The organism is Corallococcus praedator, from assembly GCF_003612125.1.
Taxonomy (GTDB): domain Bacteria; phylum Myxococcota; class Myxococcia; order Myxococcales; family Myxococcaceae; genus Corallococcus; species Corallococcus praedator.
Genome location: NZ_RAWI01000136.1, coordinates 1 through 21,178 on the forward strand (window position 1 = coordinate 1; position 21,178 = coordinate 21,178).

At 68.8% G+C, this 21,178-nt stretch carries 8 protein-coding genes; 4 read left to right on the forward strand and 4 right to left on the reverse strand.

The genetic code is table 11. The features are described 5' to 3' along the window. Window positions 1-10: 10 nt before the first annotated feature. On the forward strand, window positions 11-12,001 hold the full coding sequence (locus tag D7Y13_RS18925) for a non-ribosomal peptide synthetase (RefSeq protein WP_279637096.1): 11,991 nt from the start codon (window positions 11-13) through the stop codon (window positions 11,999-12,001). A 62-nt stretch (window positions 12,002-12,063) separates the two neighbouring features. On the opposite strand, the gene D7Y13_RS18930 is transcribed toward D7Y13_RS18925, so the two are convergent. Together D7Y13_RS18930 and D7Y13_RS18935 are read right to left on the reverse strand one after the other, a co-directional pair. Then, window positions 12,064-14,610 carry a response regulator gene (locus tag D7Y13_RS18930; protein ID WP_147444333.1) on the reverse strand — a complete coding sequence of 849 codons (2,547 nt, stop codon included), beginning with the start codon at window positions 14,608-14,610 and terminating at the stop codon, window positions 12,064-12,066. Next, window positions 14,607-15,356, reverse strand: a complete 750-nt coding sequence (locus D7Y13_RS18935; RefSeq protein ID WP_120533918.1) for a sensor histidine kinase — start codon at window positions 15,354-15,356, stop codon at window positions 14,607-14,609. The genes D7Y13_RS18930 and D7Y13_RS18935 overlap by 4 nt, the downstream gene beginning before the upstream one ends. Window positions 15,357-15,650: 294 nt before the next feature. Between D7Y13_RS18935 and D7Y13_RS18940 the strand changes: the two genes are divergently transcribed. Beyond that, on the forward strand, window positions 15,651-16,091 hold the full coding sequence (locus D7Y13_RS18940) for a response regulator (RefSeq protein ID WP_120533917.1): 441 nt from the start codon (window positions 15,651-15,653) through the stop codon (window positions 16,089-16,091). 8 nt (window positions 16,092-16,099) lie between these two features. After that, window positions 16,100-18,256 carry a sensor histidine kinase gene (locus D7Y13_RS18945; protein WP_120584128.1) on the forward strand — a complete coding sequence of 719 codons (2,157 nt, stop codon included), beginning with the start codon at window positions 16,100-16,102 and terminating at the stop codon, window positions 18,254-18,256. A 12-nt stretch (window positions 18,257-18,268) separates the two neighbouring features. Here D7Y13_RS18945 and D7Y13_RS18950 read toward each other — a convergent pair whose 3' ends face one another. Together D7Y13_RS18950 and D7Y13_RS18955 are read right to left on the reverse strand one after the other, a co-directional pair. Further along, window positions 18,269-18,856 carry an SDR family oxidoreductase gene (locus tag D7Y13_RS18950; protein ID WP_120584129.1) on the reverse strand — a complete coding sequence of 196 codons (588 nt, stop codon included), beginning with the start codon at window positions 18,854-18,856 and terminating at the stop codon, window positions 18,269-18,271. A 23-nt stretch (window positions 18,857-18,879) separates the two neighbouring features. Beyond that, window positions 18,880-19,872 carry an aldo/keto reductase gene (locus tag D7Y13_RS18955; RefSeq protein WP_120584130.1) on the reverse strand — a complete coding sequence of 331 codons (993 nt, stop codon included), beginning with the start codon at window positions 19,870-19,872 and terminating at the stop codon, window positions 18,880-18,882. Between the two features lie 446 nt (window positions 19,873-20,318). On the opposite strand from D7Y13_RS18955, the gene D7Y13_RS18960 reads away from it, so the two are divergent. Further along, window positions 20,319-21,178: methyltransferase domain-containing protein (locus D7Y13_RS18960; RefSeq protein WP_147452464.1), on the forward strand; the 860-nt coding region annotated here is incomplete at its 3' end.

Sequence of the window (21,178 nt, forward strand, 5' to 3'; positions counted from 1 at the left end):
CCGGGTGGGCGTGTGCGTGGAGCGCTCGGTGGAGTTGGTGGTGGCGGTGTTGGGCGTGCTGAAGGCGGGGGCGGCATACGTGCCGATGGATGGGATGTACCCGAAGGAACGACTGGCCTACATGCTGGAGGCCACGGGCGCGCGGGTGGTGGTGACGCAGGCGAGCCTGGAGGACGTGCTGCCGGAAGTCAGCGGGCAGCGCGTGAGACTGGACACGGACGCGAGCCTGTTGGCCACGTATCCGGAAGAGGGTTTGGGCAACACGGGAGCGGCTGGGCAGTTGGCGTACGTGCTGTACACGTCAGGAAGCACGGGCCAGCCGAAGGGCGTGATGGTGCGCCACGGCTCGGTGCTCAACCTGCACGAGGGCTTGAAGCGGACGGTGTACCAGGGGCTGCCCGCGGGCTCGCGGGTGAGCCTCAACGCGCCGTTGGTGTTCGACGCGTCGGTGCAGCAGTGGGTGCAACTGCTGGACGGCCACCGCCTGTGCCTCGTGCCGGAGGCGACGCGCAAGGACGCGCAAGCGCTGGTGGCGTGGCAGCGGAGCAACGCCGTGGTGGCGCTGGACTGCACGCCGTCGCTGCTGAGGCTGCTGCTGGCGGAGGGCCTGCTGGAAGGAGAGGGCGCGCCTGCGCTGGTGGTTTCAGGCGGTGAAGCCATCGACGCGGCGATGTGGGCGGTGCTGGGCGCAGCGGAGCGCACGCGCACCTTCAACGTGTACGGCCCGACGGAGTGCACGGTGGACGCGACGGCGTTCGCGGTGGAGCGAGGCACTCAGCCGACGGTGGGCGTGCCGCTGCACAACGTGAGGTCGTACGTGCTGGACGCGAAGGGGCAGCCGGTGCCGGTGGGCGTACCGGGTGAGCTGTACCTGGGAGGCGAGGGACTGGCGCGAGGCTACCTGGGCCAGCCTGGGCTGACGGCGGAGCGCTTCGTGCCGGACGGCTTCAGCGAGAAGGCCGGGGCACGGCTGTACCGCACGGGCGACAAGGTGCGGTGGGGCCGAGACGGGACGCTGGAGTACCTGGGCCGAATGGACTTCCAGGTGAAGGTGCGAGGCTTCCGCATCGAGCTGGGAGAGGTGGAAGCGGCGCTGGGGGCGCAGCCTTCCATCCGCGACGCGGTGGTGGTGGTGCGGGAGGACGCGCCCGGTGACAAGCGGCTGGTGGCGTACGTGGTGGCGCAGCCGAACCACACGGCGGACGCCACGACGCTCCGAGGCGCGCTGAAGGGACGGTTGCCGGAGTACATGGTGCCGTCGGCCTTCGTGACGCTTCCGGCCCTGCCGCTCAACGCGAACGGGAAGGTGGACCGCAAGGCGCTGCCGAAGCCAGAGGCCGGAGCGGAGCGCACGCACGTCTACGTGGCCCCGCGCACTCAGACGGAGCAGGTGCTCGCCTCGCTCTGGGAGGCAGTGCTGGGCGTGAAGCAAGTGGGCACGCAAGACAACTTCTTCGAACTGGGAGGCCATTCGCTGCTGGCAACGCAGGCAGTGTCGCGCATCCGCACGGCTTTCAACGTCGAACTGCCGCTGCGAGCCCTCTTCGAAGCCCCCACCGTGGCGGAGCTGGCCCTCAAGGTTGAAGCAGCGCTGGCCGCGAACCCGGGACTGTCCGTGCCGAAGCTGGTGGCTTCCGCTCGCACGGGCGCGGAGCCGTTGTCCTTCGCGCAGCAGCGTCTCTGGCTGCTCGATCAGCTCCAGCCCGGAAGCTCGTCGTACAACCTGCCCGCGACGGTGCGGCTCACGGGCGCGCTGGAAATTGGCGCGTTGCAGCGCACCTTCCAGGAACTGGTGCGTCGCCACGAAGCACTGCGCACGACCTTCCAGGTGCGAGACGGGCAGCCCGTCCAGCACATCGACTCCACGCGCGAGCTGACGTGGGAAGTCGTGGCGCTCGACGCGGTGGATGCCGAGCAGCGCGAAGCCGACATGCGGCGTCGCGTCGAACTGGAAGCGCGGCGACCGTTCGACCTGGGTCGGGACTCCCTGCTCCGCGTCACGCTGCTGCGCCTGTCCGAACAGGAGCACGTCCTGGTGCTGGTGATGCACCACATCGTGTCGGACGGCTGGTCCACGGGCGTCCTCGTGCGTGAAGTGCAGGCGCTCTACGCGGCCTTCTCGCAGGGCCGTCCGTCTCCCTTGCCGGAGCTGGCGGTGCAGTACGCGGACTACGCGGTGTGGCAGCGCGGGTGGCTGAAGGGCGACGTCCTGGAGTCACAGCTGTCCTGGTGGCGGACCCAGCTCGCGGGCGCCCCGCATGCGCTGGAACTGCCCACGGACCGGCCTCGGGGCGGAGTGCAGACGTTCCGTGGCGCCCATCGTTCGGCGCAATGGCCGAAGGGGCTCGGAGAGCAGCTGAAATCCCTGTCACGCCAGGAGGGCGCGACGCCCTTCATGGTGCTCCTGGCGGCGTGGCAGGTGCTGCTGGCGCGCTACAGCGGGCAGGCCGACATCAGTGTGGGAACGCCCATCGCGGGCCGCAACCGCACGGAGCTGGAAGGGCTCATCGGCTTCTTCGTGAACACGCTGGTGATCCGCTCGCGGCTGGAGGGCAGTCCGAGCTTCCGGCAGGTGTTGCGCCAGGTGAAGGAGACGACGCTGGGTGCGTACGCGCACCAGGAAGTGCCGTTCGAGAAGCTGGTGGAGGAGCTGAAGCCAGAGCGCGACTTGAGCCGCTCGCCGCTGTTCCAGGTCATGTTCACGCTGCAGAACGCGGAGTCGGGAACGTCTGAGGCACCGGCCTCCGAAGGCGCCCTGTCCCTGCGCTCGCTCGAAACGCTCGGGAACACGGCGAAGTTCGACCTGACGCTGTCCATGATGGAAGGCCCCACGGGCCTCTTCGCATCGCTCGAATTCAACACCGACCTCTTCGACCCGACGACGGCGGAGCGGATGTTGAAGCACCTGGGGCTGCTGCTGGACGGCGTCGCGAAGGACGCGGATGCGGACGTCTGGGACGTGCCGCTGCTGGATGCGCCCGAGCGTGAGCAGGTCCTGCTGCGCTGGAACGACACCCGCGCCGAATTCCCCTCGGACGGTGCCGTGCACGAGCGTTTCGCGGCCCAGGCCGCGCGGACGCCCGGCGCGCTGGCGGTCGAGTCGGCCACGGGCGTGAAGCTGACGTACGGCGAGCTGGAGGCCCGGTCGAACCAGCTCGCGCGGCGCCTGCGTGCGTTGGGCGTGGGCCCCGAGGTCCGCGTGGGCCTGTGCGTGGAGCGCTCGCCTGAGATGGTGGTGGGCATGCTGGCCGTGCTCAAGGCGGGCGGCGCATACGTCCCGTTGGATCCGGCCCATCCCCGCGAGCGGCTGGCGTACCTGCTGGACGACGCCCGGATGCCGGTGGTGCTCACGCAGCGTTCGCTGCGGGAAGCGTTGCCGGAAGGCCCGGCACACGTGCTGTGCCTGGACTCGGACTGGGACACCCTCGTGGCCCCGGAGGCCGGAGTGCTGGCTCCGGCGGCGGCGGGACAGCTCGCCTACGTCATCTACACGTCAGGCTCCACCGGACGGCCGAAGGGCGTGGAGGTCGAACACGCGAACCTCGGCAACCTGGTGACGTGGCATCAGCGCGCCTACGGCGTGACGGAGGCGGACCGCACGACGCAGCTCGCGGGCCTGGCCTTCGACGCGTCCGTCTGGGAAATCTGGCCCACGCTCACCTCGGGCGCGAGTCTGCACCTGCCGCCGGAAGGGGTGCGCACCGCACCCGCGGAGCTGGTGCACTGGCTGACCGAACGGCGCATCACGGTCGCGTTCCTGCCCACGGTGCTCGCGGAGGCGGTGGTTGCCCGCGAGTGGCCCGGCACGACCGCGCTCCGCACGCTGCTGACGGGCGGAGACCGGTTGCACCGAGTGGACGTCGAAGGCCTCCCGTTCCAGGTCGTCAACCACTACGGCCCCACGGAAGGCACGGTGGTCTCCACCGCGGCGGTGGTGCGCGCATCGACGCAGGCCCCGCCCATCGGTCAGCCCATCACCAACATGCGGGCCTACGTGCTGGATGCCCGCCTGCGGCCGGTCCCCATCGGGGTCGGTGGCGAGCTGTACGTCGCGGGCGCGGGCGTCTCGCGCGGCTACCTGCGCCGGCCCGCGTTGACGGCGGAGCGCTTCATCCCGGATCCGTTCACCTCCGAGCCCGGAGCCCGGCTGTACCGGACCGGCGACCGGGTGCGCTGGCTGGCCAAAGGGACGTTGGAGTTCCTGGGCCGCGCCGATGATCAGGTCAAGGTCCGTGGCTTCCGCATCGAACCGGGAGAAATCGAACAGGCGCTCGCACTGCACCCGTCGGTGCGCGAGTGCGTGGTGGCCGTGCGCGACGACGCGCGAGGCGGCAAGCGGCTGGTGGCCTATGTCGTGGGCGAAGGCGCGACAGCACCGGAGACGGGCGTGCTCCACGCCTTCCTCCGTGAGCAGTTGCCGGAGTACATGGTGCCGTCGGCGTTCGTGGTGCTGAGCGCACTGCCGCTCAACGCGAACGGCAAGGTGGACCGGCGCGCCCTGCCGGCCCCCGAGGCGGACGTATCCCGGACGGGCCCGAGGGTGGCCCCCAGCACCCCGACGGAGGTGTTGCTGGCGAGCCTCTGGGCCCAGGTCCTGGGCGTGTCCCAGGTGGGCGCGGAGGACAGCTTCTTCGAGCTGGGTGGGCACTCGCTGCTGGCCACCCAGGCGATGTCGCGCATCCGGTCCGCGTTCGGCGTGGAGCTGCCGTTGCGTGCGCTCTTCGAGGCACCCACGGTGTCCCGCCTCGCGCTGAAGGTGGACGAAGCGGTGCGTGCGACCCATGGCACCGCGCGGTCCACGGTTCCGGCCCTGGTGCCGGTGGCGAGGACGGGCGCCGAGCCGCTCTCCTTCGCGCAGCAGCGCCTGTGGTTCCTGGATCAGCTCCAGCCGGGAAGCGCGCAATACAACCTGCCGACCGCCATCCGGTTGTCGGGGCGGTTGGATGTGCCGGCCCTGGAGCGCACGTTCGCGGAGCTGGTGCGTCGGCATGAGGCCCTGAGGACAACGTTCCAGGTCCGCGAAGGCGAGCCGGTCCAGGTCATCACGCCGATTGCTTCCACGGGGACGCTGCGCCTCATCGACCTCTCCGCGAGAGCGTCCGAGGCACGGCAGGACGAAGTCCGGCGCATCGTGGAGACAGAGGTCGCGCGTCCCTTCGACTTGAGCCAGGGCCCGCTGTTCCGAGCAACCCTGCTCACGGCGTCGGAAGAGGAGCACGTGCTGGTGCTGGTCATGCACCACGCGGTGTCGGACGGCTGGTCGATGCGGGTGCTGGTGCGCGAAGTGGTCGCGCTCTACGCCGCATTCGCGGAGGGCCGCGAGTCACCGCTGCCCGAGCTGTCGGTGCAGTACGCGGACTACGCGGCGTGGCAGCGCGGGTGGCTGAAGGGCGAAGTGCTGGAGGCACAGATCGCCTGGTGGCGTCAGCAGTTGTCGGGGGCTCCGAGGACGCTCGAACTGCCGACGGATCGCCCAAGGCCCGCGGTCCAGACGGTGCGGGGTGCGCTCGCTTCGGTGCGGTTGCCGAAGTCGCTGGAGGACGCGGTGTCGGCCCTGGCACGCCAGGAGGGCGCGACGCCCTTCATGGTGCTCCTGGCGGCGTGGCAGGTGCTGCTGGCGCGCTACAGCGGGCAGGACGACATCAGTGTGGGAACGCCCATCGCGGGCCGCAACCGCACGGAGCTGGAAGGGCTCATCGGCTTCTTCGTCAACACGCTGGTGATCCGCTCGCGGCTGGAGGGCAGTCCGAGCTTCCGGCAGGTGCTGCGGCAGGTGAAGGAGACGACGCTGGGTGCGTACGCGCACCAGGAGGTGCCGTTCGAGAAGCTGGTGGAGGAGCTGAAGCCGGAGCGTGACCTGAGCCGCTCGCCGCTGTTCCAGGTCATGTTCACGCTGCAGAACAGCGCGAAGGGGCCGGATGAAGCGCTGCCCACAAGCGCGGGACTGGCGTTGCGTCCCGTGGAGACGGACGGGGCGACGGCGAAGTTCGACCTGACGTTGGCGATGTCGGAGACGGGCCAGGGGTTCGCGGCGTCGCTCGAATACAACACCGACCTCTACGACGCGCAGACGGCGCAGCGGCTGCTGGGGCACTTCGGGACGTTGCTGGAGGGCCTCTCGAAGGACGCGGAGACGAGCGTCTGGGACCTCCCGCTGCTTGAGACCGAAGAGCGTCATCGGGTGCTGAAGCAGTTCGCGGGCACGGCGGCCTCCGGAGCGCAGCAGGGGGCGGAGACGATCCACGGGCGCTTCGCGGCTCAGGCGCTGAAGACGCCGGACGCGATGGCGGTGGCGCACGAAGGGACGCATCTGACGTACGCGCAGGTGGAGGCGCGGGCGAACCAGTTGGCGCGTCACCTGCGGACGTTGGGCGTGGGAGAGGAGAGCCGGGTGGGCGTGTGCGTGGAGCGCTCGGCCGAGCTGGTGGTGGCGCTGCTGGGCGTGCTGAAGGCGGGGGCCGCATACGTCCCGATGGATGGGATGTATCCGAAGGACCGTCTGGCCTACATGCTGGAGGGAACGGGCGCCCGCGTGGTGGTGACGCAGGCGGGCCTGGAGGACGTGCTGCCGGAGTTCACGGGTCAGCGCGTGCGGCTGGACTCGGATGCGGACGTGCTGGCCGCGTACGCCTCGGACAACCTGGGAGAGACCGGCGCCGCGGATCAGCTGGCGTACGTGCTGTACACGTCCGGAAGCACGGGACGTCCGAAGGGCGTGATGGTGCGCCATGGCTCGGTGCTCAACCTGCACCAGGGCCTGAAGCGGACCGTCTACCAGGGGCTGCCCGCGGGCTCGCGAGTGAGCCTCAACGCGCCGCTGGTCTTCGACGCCTCGGTGCAGCAGCTCGTCCAACTGCTGGATGGTCATTGCCTGTGCATCGTCCCGGAAGCCACGCGGAAGGACCCGGAGGCGATGGTGGCGTGGCAGCGGCGGAACCAGGTCGTCGCGCTCGACTGCACGCCGTCGCTGTTGCGGTTGATGATCCAGGAGGGGCTGCTGGAAGGCGAGGGCGCCCCGGCGCTGGTGGTATCAGGCGGTGAGGCACTCGATGCGGCCACCTGGGAGGTGCTGGGCGCGTCGGAGCGCACGCGCACTTTCAACGTGTACGGCCCGACGGAGTGCACCGTGGATGCGACCGCCATCGCGGTCCAGCAGGGCCGGCAGCCCACGGTGGGCATGCCGCTGCTCAACGTCCGGACGTACGTGCTGGACGCGAAGGGCCAGCCGGTGCCGGTGGGAGTGCCCGGAGAGCTGTACCTGGGCGGAGAGGGCCTGGCGCGAGGCTACCTGGGGCAGCCCGGGTTGACCGCGGAGCGCTTCGTGCCGGATGGCTTCAGCGCCGAGCCGGGAGCACGGCTGTACCGCACGGGCGATAAGGTGCGGTGGGGCCGGGATGGGACGCTGGAGTACCTGGGCCGAATGGACTTCCAGGTGAAGGTGCGGGGCTTCCGCATCGAGCTGGGAGAAATCGAAGCGGTGCTGGGGGCGCAGCCGCAGGTGCGCGACGTGGTGGTGGCGGTGCGGGAGGACGCACCGGGAGACACGCGGCTGGTTGCGTACGTGACGGCACAGTCAGGCCACACGGCGGACGCCGCGACGTTGCGAAGCGCGCTGAAGGGCCGGTTGCCGGAGTACATGGTGCCGTCGGCCTTCGTGGTGCTGGAAGCCCTGCCGCTCAACGCGAACGGCAAGGTGGACCGCAAGGCCCTACCGAAGCCGGAGGCCGGCGCGGAACGCAGCCATGCGTATGCGGCGCCGCGCACGGAGACGGAGGAAGTGCTCGCGCAACTGTGGGCGCGGTTGCTGGGCGTGAAGCAGGTGGGCCTCCAGGACAGCTTCTTCGAACTGGGTGGGCACTCCCTGCTGGCGACGCAGGCGATGTCGCGCATCCGCTCGGCCTTCCAGGTCGAGCTGCCGTTGCGAGCCCTCTTCGAGGCTCCGACGGTGGAAGGGCTGGCCCTCGCGGTCGAAGCGGCTCGGCGGACGGGACAGGCGTTGACGGCGCCGAAGCTGGAGGCCGTGGCGCGGACGGGCAGGGAGCCGTTGTCCTTCGCCCAGCAGCGACTGTGGTTGCTGGATCAACTCCAGCCCGGGAGTACCTCCTACAACCTCCCCATGGTGGTGCGTCTCTCCGGCGCACTGGACGTGGGGGCGCTGCGTCGCACGTTCGATGAACTCGTGCGGCGTCACGAGTCCCTGCGCACGACGTTCCCGGCGCAGGACGGCCAGCCCTTCCAGGTGGTCGCTCCGTCCCAGGAAGTGGCCTGGAACCTCACGGTGCTGGACGGCGTGCCGGAAGCGCAGCGTGAGACGGAGCTCCGCAATCAGGTGAGCACGCAGGTCCTTCGTCCGTTCGACTTGAGCCAGGGCCCGCTCTGCCGCGTGACGCTGGTGCGGCTGAGCGCCACCGAGCACGTGCTGGTGCTGGCGATGCACCACATCGTGTCGGACGGCTGGTCGATGGACGTGCTCGTGCGCGAAGTGGCCGCGCTCTACAGCGCGTATGAGGAAGGCCGAGCGTCACCGTTGCCGGAGCTGGCGGTGCAGTACGCGGACTACGCGGCGTGGCAGCGTGGATGGCTGAAGGGTGAGGTGCTGGAGGCGCAGCTGTCCTGGTGGCGTCAGCAGCTCGAAGGCGCACCGCACGCGCTGGAGCTGCCGACGGACCGGGCGAGGCCCGCGGTCCAGACCTTCCACGGTGCCAATGCGTCCCAGGTGCTCCCGAAGGCGCTGGAGGAGGCCGTCAAGGCGCTGGCGCGCGAGGAAGGGGCGACGTCCTTCATGGTGTTGCTGGCGGCCTGGCAGGTGCTGCTGGCGCGCTACAGCGGGCAGGCCGACATCAGCGTGGGAACGCCCATCGCGGGCCGCAACCGCACGGAGCTGGAAGGGCTCATCGGCTTCTTCGTCAACACGCTGGTGCTGCGCACGAAGCTGGAGGATCGCGCGAGCTTCCGGCAGGTGTTGCGTCAGGTGAAGGAGACGACGCTGGGCGCGTATGCGCACCAGGAGGTGCCGTTCGAGAAGCTGGTGGAAGAGCTGAAGCCGGAGCGCGACCTGAGCCGCTCGCCGCTGTTCCAGGTCATGTTCACGCTGCGGAACATGTCGGCTGGAGCAGGACAGACGCTTCCGGCCGGGCTCGTGCTGAGCCCGGTGGAGACGGAAGGCACCACGGCGAAGTTCGACCTGACGCTGGGGATGACGGAGACGGGCCGAGGACTGTCGGCGTCGCTCGAATACAACACGGACCTGTACGACGCGGAGACGGCACAGCGGCTGCTGGGGCACCTGGGCGTGCTGCTGGAAGGCATCGCGAAGGACGCGGATGCGAGCGTCTGGGACCTCCCGTTGCTGGCAACCGAAGAGCGTCAGCAGGTGCTGAAGCACCTCGCGGGCACGGTGGCGCAAGAGCGTGAGTCGACTGAAGTCCTCCACGGTCTCTTCGCGGCGCAGGCGGCGAAGACGCCGGCCGCGGTGGCGGTGGTGCACGAAGGTGTGGAGCTGACGTACGCGCAGGTGGAAGCGCGGGCGAATCAGTTGGCGCGTCACCTGCGGACGTTGGGAGTGGGGGAGGAGAGCCGGGTGGGCGTGTGCGTGGAGCGCACGGAAGCGATGGTGGTGGCGCTGCTGGGCGTGCTGAAGGCCGGGGCGGCGTACGTGCCGCTGGACGCGACGTACCCGAAGGAGCGTCTGGCCTACATGCTGGAGGGAACGGGAGCGCCGGTGGTGGTGACCCAGGCGGGCCTGGAGGACGTGCTGCCGGAGTACACGGGCCAGCGCGTGCGGTTGGACACGGACGCGACGGTGCTGAACGGCTATCCGGTGGAGAGCCTCGGCAACACGGGCGCGCCTGCGCAGTTGGCGTACGTGCTGTACACGTCGGGAAGCACGGGCCGTCCGAAGGGCGTAGCGGTAACGCACGCAAGCGCAGTGGCGTTCCTGAAGTGGGCCACGGCGACCTTCAAGGCGGAGCAGCTGAAGGGAGTGCTGGCGGCAACGTCGCTGAACTTCGACCTGTCGGTGTTCGAAGTCTTCGCGCCGCTGGTGAGCGGCGGCACGGTGGTGGTGGCGGAGAACGCGCTGGCGCTGGCCGGACTGAAGGAAGCGCAGCGTGTGACGCTGCTGAACACGGTGCCGTCAGCGGTGGCGGAACTGGTGCGAAGCGGAAGCATTCCCGCCAGCGTGGAGACGGTGAACCTGGCCGGAGAGGCGCTGCCAAACCGACTGGTGCAGGCGCTGTACGCGCTGCCGCAGGTGAAGGAAGTCAACAACCTCTACGGCCCGACGGAAGACACGACGTACTCGACGCACGCGCGGGTGGAGCGCGGAGCGAAGACGGAGCCGCGAATCGGCCGTCCACTGGAGGGCACGCAGGCGTACGTGCTGGACGCGAAGGGCCAGCCGACGCCGGTGGGCGTGCCAGGAGAGCTGTACCTGGGAGGCGAAGGACTGGCGCGCGGCTACCTGGGCCAGCCCGGGCTGACGGCGGAGCGCTTCGTGCCGGACGCTTTCAGCGAGAAGGCCGGGGCACGGCTGTACCGCACGGGCGACAAGGTGCGGTGGGGCCGAGACGGGACGCTGGAGTACCTGGGCCGAATGGACTTCCAGGTGAAGGTGCGAGGCTTCCGCATCGAGCTGGGAGAGGTGGAAGCGGCACTGGGCGCACAGCCGCAGGTGCGCGACGTGGTTGTGGTGGTGCGAGAGGACGCGCCCGGTGACAAGCGGCTGGTGGCGTACGTGGTGGCGCAGCCAGGCCACACGGTGGACGCGACGACGCTGCGGAGTGCACTGAAGGGACGGCTGCCGGAGTACATGGCGCCGTCGGCCTTCGTGACGCTGGAAGCCCTGCCGCTCAACGCGAACGGCAAGGTGGACCGCAAGGCGCTGCCGAAGCCGGCGGTGGGAACGAGCGTCTCAGGGAAGGTCATCGCGCCCCGTGACACGACGGAGTTGCAGTTGGTGTCGATCTGGGAGGACCTGCTTGGGATGCAGCCGATCAGCGTCGATGCGGACTTCTTCGAACTGGGAGGCCACTCACTGCTGGCGGTCCGGTTGATGACGGCGATCCGCAAGCGGCTGGGGAAGGGGCTGCCGTTGGCGGCGCTCTTCCTGAGTCCGACGGTGGAGCGGCTGGCGGCGCTGCTGCGTCAGGACGCGGCGCCGTCGCTGTCTCCGCTGGTGACCATCCAGCCGGAAGGCAGCCGTCCGCCGCTGTTCTGCGTCCACCCGGCCGGAGGCAATGTCCTTGGCTACGTGGAGCTGTCGCGGCAATTGGGACCGGATCAGCCGTTCTACGGCTTGCGCTCCCTGGGCATCGACGGAGAGCAGGAGCCGTTGGAAACCATCGAGGCGATGGCGACCACCTACGTCGAAGCCGTGCGCACGCTGCGACCGGAAGGGCCCTACCTCATCGCGGGTTGGTCCATGGGTGGAGCCGTGGCGTACGAGATGGCCCGTCAGCTGCGCGCGGCGGGACAGATCGTGGCACTGCTGGCACTCCTGGATCCGGGCTCCGTGAGCCAGACGGCAGGCACGGGCACGGAGGGCGAGCAGATCCACCAGGAACTGGCGGCGCTCTTCGAAAAGGACCCCGAGGGCAACGGCCCGGAGAAGGCGCCGGAGGCCGGCGAACCGCCTTCGAAGGACGAACTCCTGGCCCGACTGCTGGACGAGGCGAAGAAGGACGGAGCGGTGACGCCGGACGTGGAGCTGAAGGACTTCCGCATCCTGATGCGTGTCTTCGAACTCAACCGCAAGGCGACCCGCCAGTACGTCCCCACCCCGCACGAGGGCAGCATCACCGTGTTCCGTGCCAGCCAGAACGTGGATCCCGCGCCGCTTGGCCGGGATCGCGGATGGAACGCCCTGGGCCTGGGTGGCGTGAAGCTGCTCGAACTGGAGGGCGACCACTACTCCATCCTCCGCACCCCCCAGGTCACGCGCCTGGCGGAGGAACTCCGCAAGCGGATCACGGAGGCCCTGGAAGAAGCCGGGTCGAAGTAGCAGGCGGGTCCGGGCTCGCCACCGACATGGCGAGCCCGGGGCCGGATCCGCCGCTCAATCACTCAGGCGGAATTTCCCCGTCGGCGTTCTTCCGCACGGGCATTCCGGCCGGTGACCGTGGCCAGCACGCTCACCAGCTCCGCGGGATCGATGGGCTTGGGCACATGCATCTGGAAGCCCGCGAGCAGCGCCCGGGTGCGGTCCTCCATCCGGGCGAAGGCCGTGAGCGCGATGGCCGGCGTCTGTCCACCCTGGTCCACGGGCAGCGCGCGCAGCCTGCGGATGAGGGAGTAGCCATCCTCGCCGGGCATCCCGATGTCGGAGAGCACCACCTGGGGGCGGAAGAGCCGCAGCTTTTCGAATCCCTCCCGGGCGCTGGCCGCGGTGATGACCACGGCCCCACGGCCCTCCAGCACCACGGAGAGCAGCTCCCGGGCATCGGGCTCATCGTCCACCACGAGCACCTGGAGACCCTGCAGGATCGTCATCGGCAGGAAAGGGATGTCCAGTCGCGCGGTGGACGGCAGGGGCAGCTCCACCTTGCCCGTCGTGGCCTTCGCCAGGGGCAGGGTCAGGGTGAAGCGCGAGCCCTGACCCTCACCCTCGCTGAAGGCCTCGATGGAACCTCCGTGCAGGTCGGTGAGGTGCCGCACGATGGCCAGCCCCAGTCCCAGTCCTCCATGCTTGCGCGTGGAGCTTCCGTCGACCTGCCAGAAGCGCTCGAAGATCTGGGACAGGTAGCCCCTGGGAATGCCCTGGCCCGTGTCCTCCACGTCGATGCGGACGTTTCCCTCCGCCCGTCGCAGGCGCACGGTGACCTGTCCACCCTTCGGCGTGAACTTGATGGCGTTGGAGAGCAGGTTCCAGACCATCTGCTGGATCCGGTCGGAGTCGCCGTGGAGGGAACCCACGTCCGGGGAACGGTCGGAGTGCAGCGTCACGCCCTTCGCCTCGGCCGCGTGGCGCACCGAGTCCAGCGCGGCCTCGATGCAGTCGCCGGGATTCACTGTCTGGATCTCCAGCCGCAGCTTCCCGGTGATGATCCGCGACACGTCGAGGAGGTCCTCGATGAGCTGGGTCTGTACCTGGGTGTTGCGCTCCACTGCTTCCAGGGCCCGCGCATGCTTCTCCGGCGCCAGCTGTCCCGAGCGCAGCATCCGCGTCCAGCCCAGCATGGCCATCAGCGGCGTGCGCAGCTCGTGGGAGACGGCGGCGAGGAACTCGTCCTTGGCGCGGTTGGCCTGTTCGGCGACCAGGTGCTCGGCCTTGGCCATCTCGAACAGCCGGGCATTGTCGATGGCGATCTCCGCCCGTCGCGCCAGCTCCTGCACCAGCTCCAGGTCGCGCACGGTGTAGCGGCGGCCCGGACGCGATGCGCACACCTGGAGCACGCCGAAGACCCGACGCTGCGCCCACAGCGGGACGACGAGCCACGAACCCGGCCGCAGCCGCCCGTCGGAGCCCAGGGCCTCCACGGAGCCCAGGGCCTCCTGGAGGTGTTCATCGGTGAGCTCGGGCTCCAACTCGGCCTCGCCCGTGCGCAGCACCTGGGAGATGCCCCGGCGGGCGGTGGCAGGAGGAGGGAACTCACGGTGCAGCTCCCGCAGCAGGGGCACCCGCGACGGATCCGCATGGGCCACCATCGCCTGGCGCACGGGTCCGTCATCCTCCAGGAGGTAGACGGCGCACCAGTCTCCCAGCCGGGGGAGGATCAGCGCGGCCAGTCGCTCCAGGGTGACGGACATCTCCAGCGAGGCGGTGAGCATGGTGCTCGCCTCCGCCATGAAGCTGAGCGTCTCCGCCGCGCGCTTCTGATCATCGATGTCCGTGCACGTGCCCAGCCACTGGATGATGCGACCGTGCGCATTGCGCAGGGGCACGGCCTGGATGAGATGCCAGCGGTAGGCGCCGTCCGAGTGGCGACGGATGCGGCCCTCGCACTCGAAGGGCATTCCCGACTGGCGAATCTCGCTCCACTGGCCGAGGAAGCGCGGGATGTCATCCTGGTGGAGCACTTCGCGGGCCACATGTCTCTCCTTCGAGGTCTCCTCCCGTGAGCGTCTGGCGCGCAGGCCGGTGTAGTCGTACCAGCGTTGGTTGAAGTAGTCGGGGCGTCCGTCGGGGCCGGACGTCCAGACGATCTGCGGAAGGGCCTCCGCGAGTGCCCGGTGCTGCTGCTGCGCCAGGTGCAGCCGCATGGCCTGACGCAGGCTCTGCCCCAGGTGTTCGGCGGTCAGCTTCGACTTCGACAGGTAGTCGGAGGCGCCCGCCTTCATCAGCTCGACGGCGGTCTGTTCGTTCCCCTGGCCGGTGAGCACGATGATGGGGGAGCGCGGCCCCCGCCTTCCCAGCTCCCGCAGGACCTGGAGCCCATCCTCTCCGGGCAGCAGGAAGTCCAGGAGGATGATGTCGAAGGACTGCTTGCCCAGGTGCTCGAGCGCTTCGGCGCCGCGGGTGGCCTCCACCACCTCCGCGACGATGGCCCCCTGGCGCAGCAGCCGCCGGACCATGAGCCGGTCGACCTCGTCGTCGTCGACGAGCAACAGCCTGAGCGCTTCACCCGTGTCCGGAACATCCATGGGGCGCGAAGGCGCCGGAGCATCACTCACGAGCGTTCCGCCTCGATCCGCCGGGGCCAGGTGAAGTGGAAGGTCGCGCCCTCGGACGACTCGACCCACACGCGACCGCCCCGGCTTTCGACCAGCTTCTTCACCACGCACAGGCCCATGCCGGAGCCCTCGACCTTGTCGCGCGCGACGAGCGTCTGGAAGGGGGCGAAGATCTTCTCGTGGTACGCGGGCGCGATGCCCGGACCGTTGTCCGTCACCGAGAAGTGTTGGAAGCCCTGTGCCTCCCGCGCCTCGACCCGCACCCTCAGGCCCTCGCCGCGGGCATGTCTCAGGGCATTGGAAAGAAGGTTCAAGAAGACCTGCTGAAGCGGAAGTCGCTCGGTGAAGAGCGTCGGCATTTCGGTGCCGACCTCGAGCCGTGCCGTGTCTCCATCCGGAAGGCGCGCCATCACCGTGTGGATCAGGACGCCCACGTCGACGGTTTCGGGTGCGTGCGAAGCGCGGCCCGCGCGGCTGAACTCGAGCAGCCCGTCGAGCATGGCCTCCATCCGGTGCACCCGCCCGCGCAGCAATTCCATCTGCCGGCGCGACTCCTCCCCGAGCCGGGGTCCCAGATCCTCCTCGAGCCACTGCGACAGGTTGGCGATTCCGCGCAGGGGGGCCTTGAGGTCGTGGCTGGCGACGTAGGCGAACTGGTCGAGGTCGGCGCTGTTCCTCCGCAGGGCTTCGCGGAGCGCATGGACTTCAGCAATGAGGGCTTCTTTCGGCTTCTGGGTGTCGTCCATGAAGAGGAATCCAGCGTGGGCTGCTGGCGCTCTCGACGCCGGCGGCCCCCATGGAAGCAGCCGCCTATCAAGGCAGAGCCCGGGCCGGTGCTGGGATCCTCAATCCGCGTCCCGGTTGGTTGGAGAACAGAGACCTGCGTGCCCGCTTGGAGTGCGGCCGAGCAGGCATCCTCCCGCGTGTCGGGAAGGAAACAGCGGGGGGCCATCCGTTGCCTCGAGCAGGAATGTGAACGCTAGAAGGGCGCCGCTCGGGCTCCTCTCGAAACGCAATTGTCCCAAGCTCGAAGGACCCGGATGAGCGCTCCCACTGTTGGCGACAAGAGCGACAAGACCTTGAACATCCTGCTCATCGAGGACGACGAGGTGGACGTGATGAACGTCCGCCGTGCCTTCAGCAAGAACCACATCGCCAACCCGCTCTACGTGGCCTCCAACGGCCTGGAAGGGCTGGAGGCGCTGCGCAACGGGACGGTGCCGGAAGGGCGCCGGCTGGTGCTGCTGGATCTCAACCTGCCGAAGATGAACGGCATCGAGTTCCTGCGCGCGCTGCGAGCGGATCCCCTGTTGCGGACGACGTCGGTGGTGGTGCTCACCACCTCCGCGAACGAGCGCGACAAGATCGACGCGTACGATCTCAACGTCGCCGGCTACCTGCTCAAGCCGGTGACGTTCCTGAGCTTCGTGGAGGTGATGGCCACGCTGAACAAGTACTGGACCCTGGTGGAGATGCCCTGAGCGGTGACATGCGAGACCTGAATCCCAGCGGCCTTCGCGCGGACGGACTTCTCCTCCAGGACGCACCCTTCCTCACCGGGGACGGGGAGATGGCGCGGCGCATGCGGGAGTTTGACTGGGCAAGCTGCCCGGTGGGCCCGGTGGAGCAGTGGCCCCAGAGCCTGCGCACGGCGGTCAGCATCTGCCTGTCGTCCCGGCACCCCATTGAAATCTGGTGGGGACCGCAGTTCGCGCGCCTCTACAACGACGCGTACCGCCCCATCCTCGGCGTGCACAAGCATCCGCAGTTCCTGGGGCGCCCTGGCTGGGAGTGCTGGGGGGAGATCTGGGACGTCATCGGTCCCATGCTCGAAGGCGTCCGCGCCACGGGCAAGGCGACGTGGTCGGAGGACTTCCCGTTGATGATGTGGCGCAACGGGTATCTGGAGGAGACCTACTTCACGTTCTCCTACGCGCCGCTCTGGAACGAGGACGGCACGGTGGGTGGCATCTTCTGCGCCTGCGCGGAAACGACGCCACGTCTGCTCAGCGAGCGCCGCCTGCGTCTGCTGCGCGACCTGGGCGCGCAGACGGCCGCCTCGGCCACGGCCACGGTGAAGGAGGCCTGTGAGCATGCGATGAAGACGCTCGGGGCGGGCATCGCGGACGTGTCGTTCGCGCTGCTCTACCAGCTCGCCCCAGAGGACGCGGAGCCCACGCTGTCGGCCTCCATGGGGTTCGTGGGCTCCGAGCAGCTTGCCGTGGCGGAGGGGAGCACCTGGCCCTTCGCGGAGGTCGTCCAGACGCAGCGCCTTGTGCGCGTGGCGCTTCCGGAGGCGCACGCCCCCTGGCCCGGAGGTGCGTGGCCTGAACCGTCCCGGGAGGCGTTGGTGCTCCCGCTGTTCCGTTCGGGAGAGCGCACGCTGCAGGGCTTCCTGGTGATGGGGGTCAACCCGCGGCGCTCGCTGGATGACGCGTACCGGGACTTCTTCGAACTGGCGGCCGGCCATGTCGCGACCACGCTCTCCAGCGCGCGGGTGTTCGAGGAGAGGACGCGGCTGCTGGCCCGGGAGCAGGCGGCGCTCGCGGAGGCGGAGCGGCAGCGCTCGCGGCTGGAGACCCTCTTCCTGCAAGCCCCGGCGGGCATCTGCGTGCTGCGAGGAACCGACCATGTCTTCGAGTTCGCGAACGCGCGCTACATCGAGCTGCTCGGCGGTCGGGACGTCGTGGGCAAGCCCCTGCGGGAGGCGCTGCCGGAGCTGAAGGAGGTCATCGTCCCGTTGCTGGACCGGGTGTACTCCACGGGAGAGCCGTTCTTCGGCAACGAGCTCCAGGTGCCGCTGCGTCGCACGGAGCAGGTCCAGGACTACTTCTTCAACTTCATCTACCAGCCCATCTACGACCCGTCGGGGACCATTGAAGGCATCTCCGTCATCGCCTTCGAGGTCACGGAGCAGGTCCACGCACGCCAGCGCTCCGAGCGGCTCACCCAGGAACTGGAGGCGACGAACCAGGACCTGGATCAGTTCGCCTATGTCGCGTCCCATGATCTCAAGGCGCCGCTGCGAGGCATCGCGAGCCTGTCGGAGTGGATCGAGGAGGGGATGGCGGACAAGATGAGCGAAGAGACGCGCCACCAGATGGGGTTGCTCCGGGGACGGGTGCACCGGCTGGAGGCGCTGATCAACGGCATCCTGAGCTACTCCCGCGTCAGCCGGACCCGGGAGAAGCTGGAGACGGTGGACGTGGGGGCGCTGCTCGCGGAGAGCCGGGACCTGCTCGCGCCGCGCCCCGAGGCGAGCATCGTGATTGGAGGGGGGATGCCCACGCTCCAGGTGGAGCGGGTGCCGTTGCAGCAGGTGTTCCTGAACCTGATGAGCAACGCCCTCAAGCACGCGGGCCGGACGGACGCGAGGATCGAGATTGCCTGCGCGGACGCGGACGACTTCTACGACTTCACGTTGAAGGACAACGGGCCGGGGATCGACCCCCGCTTCCACGACCGCATCTGGGGCATCTTCCAGACGCTGGAGGCGCGCGACAAGGTGGAGGGGACGGGGATCGGGCTCTCGGTGGTGAAGAAGATTGTCGAGACGCGGGGAGGGCGCGTGGCCATCGAGTCCGAAGTAGGGGCGGGGGCCACGTTCCACATCTACTGGCCTAAGCGTCCCCGGGGGCATGTGTAGCCCCCGGGTTCTTCATCCGGGCTTGCTCACCCCCAGGCTGCGCCGCACCTCCAGTCCTGGTGTCTCCGCCAGCTTGACCACCAGGGCCGCGACGCTCTTCCGGGACACCTGGCTGCCTTTGAAGGGCTGGCCTTTCTGGGTGGTCTGGTAGTCCGTCTCATCGTCATGGGTGAACCAGGCGGGCCGCAGGATCGTGTAGTCGAGGTCCGAGGCCTCGATGACCGCGGCCGCCCGTCGATACGGCTCCAGGATGCTGCCGTACTTCTCTCCGGGGACTTCATCGTAGATTCCCATGGAGCTGATGAAGATGAGGCGCTTGAGGCCCGTCGCGTCCATGGCCTTCACGATGTTCCTGGCCATGCGCTCCAGGTCGCCCGCCAGATTGGCGTAGACAACATCCTGTCCGGCCATGGCTGTCTTCAGGCTTTCAAGATCCAGGACATCGCATTCGATGATGCGCATGCGCTCGGGATGGGTGTTCTTCAGCCGGGCCGCATTGCGCAGGCAGAGCGTCAACCGGGCCTGGGTTTCCTTCAGGAACAGGTCGGTGGCGTGACGGGCAATTCCGCCGTTCGCTCCGAGGATCAAGACATTGCTCATGGGTGAAGCTCCGTTCTTGCTGTTCATTGTTCGCTCAGGCTCAGCAGCCCCTCGGAGAGCCTGGCCCCTTGCAGCTTGATCTTCGCGGCGGCGAGGTCGATTTCGCGGAGGTCGTCGCGGGTGAGCACGACGTCCACCGAGGCGAGGTTCTCGTCCAGGTGCTCCAGCTTGTTGATGCCGGGGATGGGCACGATCCAGGGCTTCTGGCTGAGCAGCCACGCGAGGGCAATCTGGGCAGGCGTTGCCTTCTTCCGCGCCGCGAACTCGCGGAGCATCTCGACGAAGGCCAGGTTCGCCTTCAGCGCCTCCGGGGCGAAGCGAGGAAACGTGCTTCGCAGGTCGGAGCTGTCGAACTTCGCGTTCGCGTCGATCTTCCCCGTGAGGAAGCCCGTGCCCAGCGGGCCCCACGGCACGAAGCCGATCCCGAGTTCGTCGCATACCGGCAGCACCTCCGCCTCGGGCTCTCGTGTCCACAGCGAGTACTGGTTCTGGACCGCCGTCACGGGATGGACAGCGTGGGCCCGGCGGATCGTCGTCGTGCCGGCCTCCGAAAGGCCGAAGTGCTTGACCTTGCCCTCCTGGATCAGCGCCTTCACGGCGCCGGCCACCTCTTCGATGGGCACGGCCGGGTCGACACGGTGTTGGTAGAGCAGGTCGATGTGGTCGGTCTTGAGGCGCTTGAGCGAGGCCTCGACGACCTGCTTGATGTGTTCAGGCCGGCTGTCCACACCGGTCTGGGCACCCGTGGAAGGGTCGATCTTGAAGCCGAACTTGGTGGCGATCACCACCTGGGCGCGCAGTGGGGCGAGCGCCTTGCCAAGCAGTTCCTCGTTCGTGAACGGGCCATAGGCCTCGGCCGTGTCGAAGAACGTGACGCCGCGCTCGACGGCCGTCCGGAGGAGCGCAATCGCCTCCTGCTGCTCGGTCGCCGGGCCCAGATTGGCGCTCAGTCCCATGACACCAAACCCGAGCGCCGAGACCTCCAGGCCGCCCTTTCCCAATCTCCGCTTTCGCATGGTCCGTACTCCTTCGTGATGGGGTCAGGCCCCGTTCACCAGGAGAAGTACGCCGCGATGTCCCGGATGACTACGCGCGGTCAGTCCAATGGGCTCTTAAGCAAGGCTTCACAGTGAGCACTCGCTCCTTGAGGAGGTGGCCCGGCCACGCGTAGGACTTCTGCGGGTGGCCGGTCAGCGCGTCCAGTGGGTCCCAGAGCGTTCCACCTGGAGGCTTGCTGACGCGCACCGGCACTTGACGTGCAATCTCCTCCCCAACTCGCGCAAGTGCCGGTGGTGCGATGACGCGCGTCGGTCCTGGTGCCAGAGGCACTGGCGCGACCGCCCGACATGCGTGGCCGTGCCGTCACGGACAATGCCAGATGCATTATGCGCGGTAAGACAAGTTGGAGGCCGTAGGAGGGTGCTGGCATGATGGTGGGCCGCGAAAGAATGGGGATGCGTCGATGCCGCCGGTGCAGGTGAAGAATCGTCAGGAGCGACTGCTGGGAGCCATCCACCTCTCGACGATGGAGGGGGTGGAGATAGGGCCGCTCGCCAGTCCTATCGTCACGCGTGACGCCGGGCGGATTCTCTATGCCGACCACGCGAGCACCGAGGTGCTCCGGCGCAAGTACGCGGGGCACGGTTGGGACACCGCGACCATCGTGGACGTGGACGTGGACCTTTCGTCGCGAACGCTGTCCGGTGCGCTGGGCGACCGGCGGGTGGACTTCGTGCTCGCGAGCCACGTCATCGAGCATGTGCCGGACCCCGTGAGCTGGCTGGGGGACCTGCGCGAGGCGTTGCGTCCCGGCGGCGTCGTCTCGCTGGCCATCCCGGACAAGCGCTTCTGCTTCGATGCGAAGCGTCCGGAGAGCACCCCCGGGGAGCTGGTGGACGCCTTCCTGTCGCGCCGCACCGGGCCCACCGTGAAGCAGGTCTTCGACTTCTGGGCCTGCTACTGCCAGGTGGACGCGCAGGCCATGTGGAGTGGCGCCATCGACGCGGAGCACCTTCCGTGCTCCGGCACGCTCCAGAATGCGCTTGAGAAGTCTCGGGAAGCGGTGGCGGCAACCGGCTACACGGACGTGCACTGCTGGGTCTTCACTCCGCGCTCCTTCCTGGAGGCCGCTGCCACCCTGGCGGAACTGGGGATGTTCCCGTTCCAGCTCGCGGACTTCGCGTCGACCCCTCCAGGGGATATCGAGTTCTTCGTCAGCCTGAGGCGCGTCGAGAGCGAGGAGAGCGAGAGTGAGCGGGCCCTCCGCGTGCAATCGCTGCGCGCCGCTGCGCTCGAAGCGGCGCGCAGCGATTGCACGCGGAG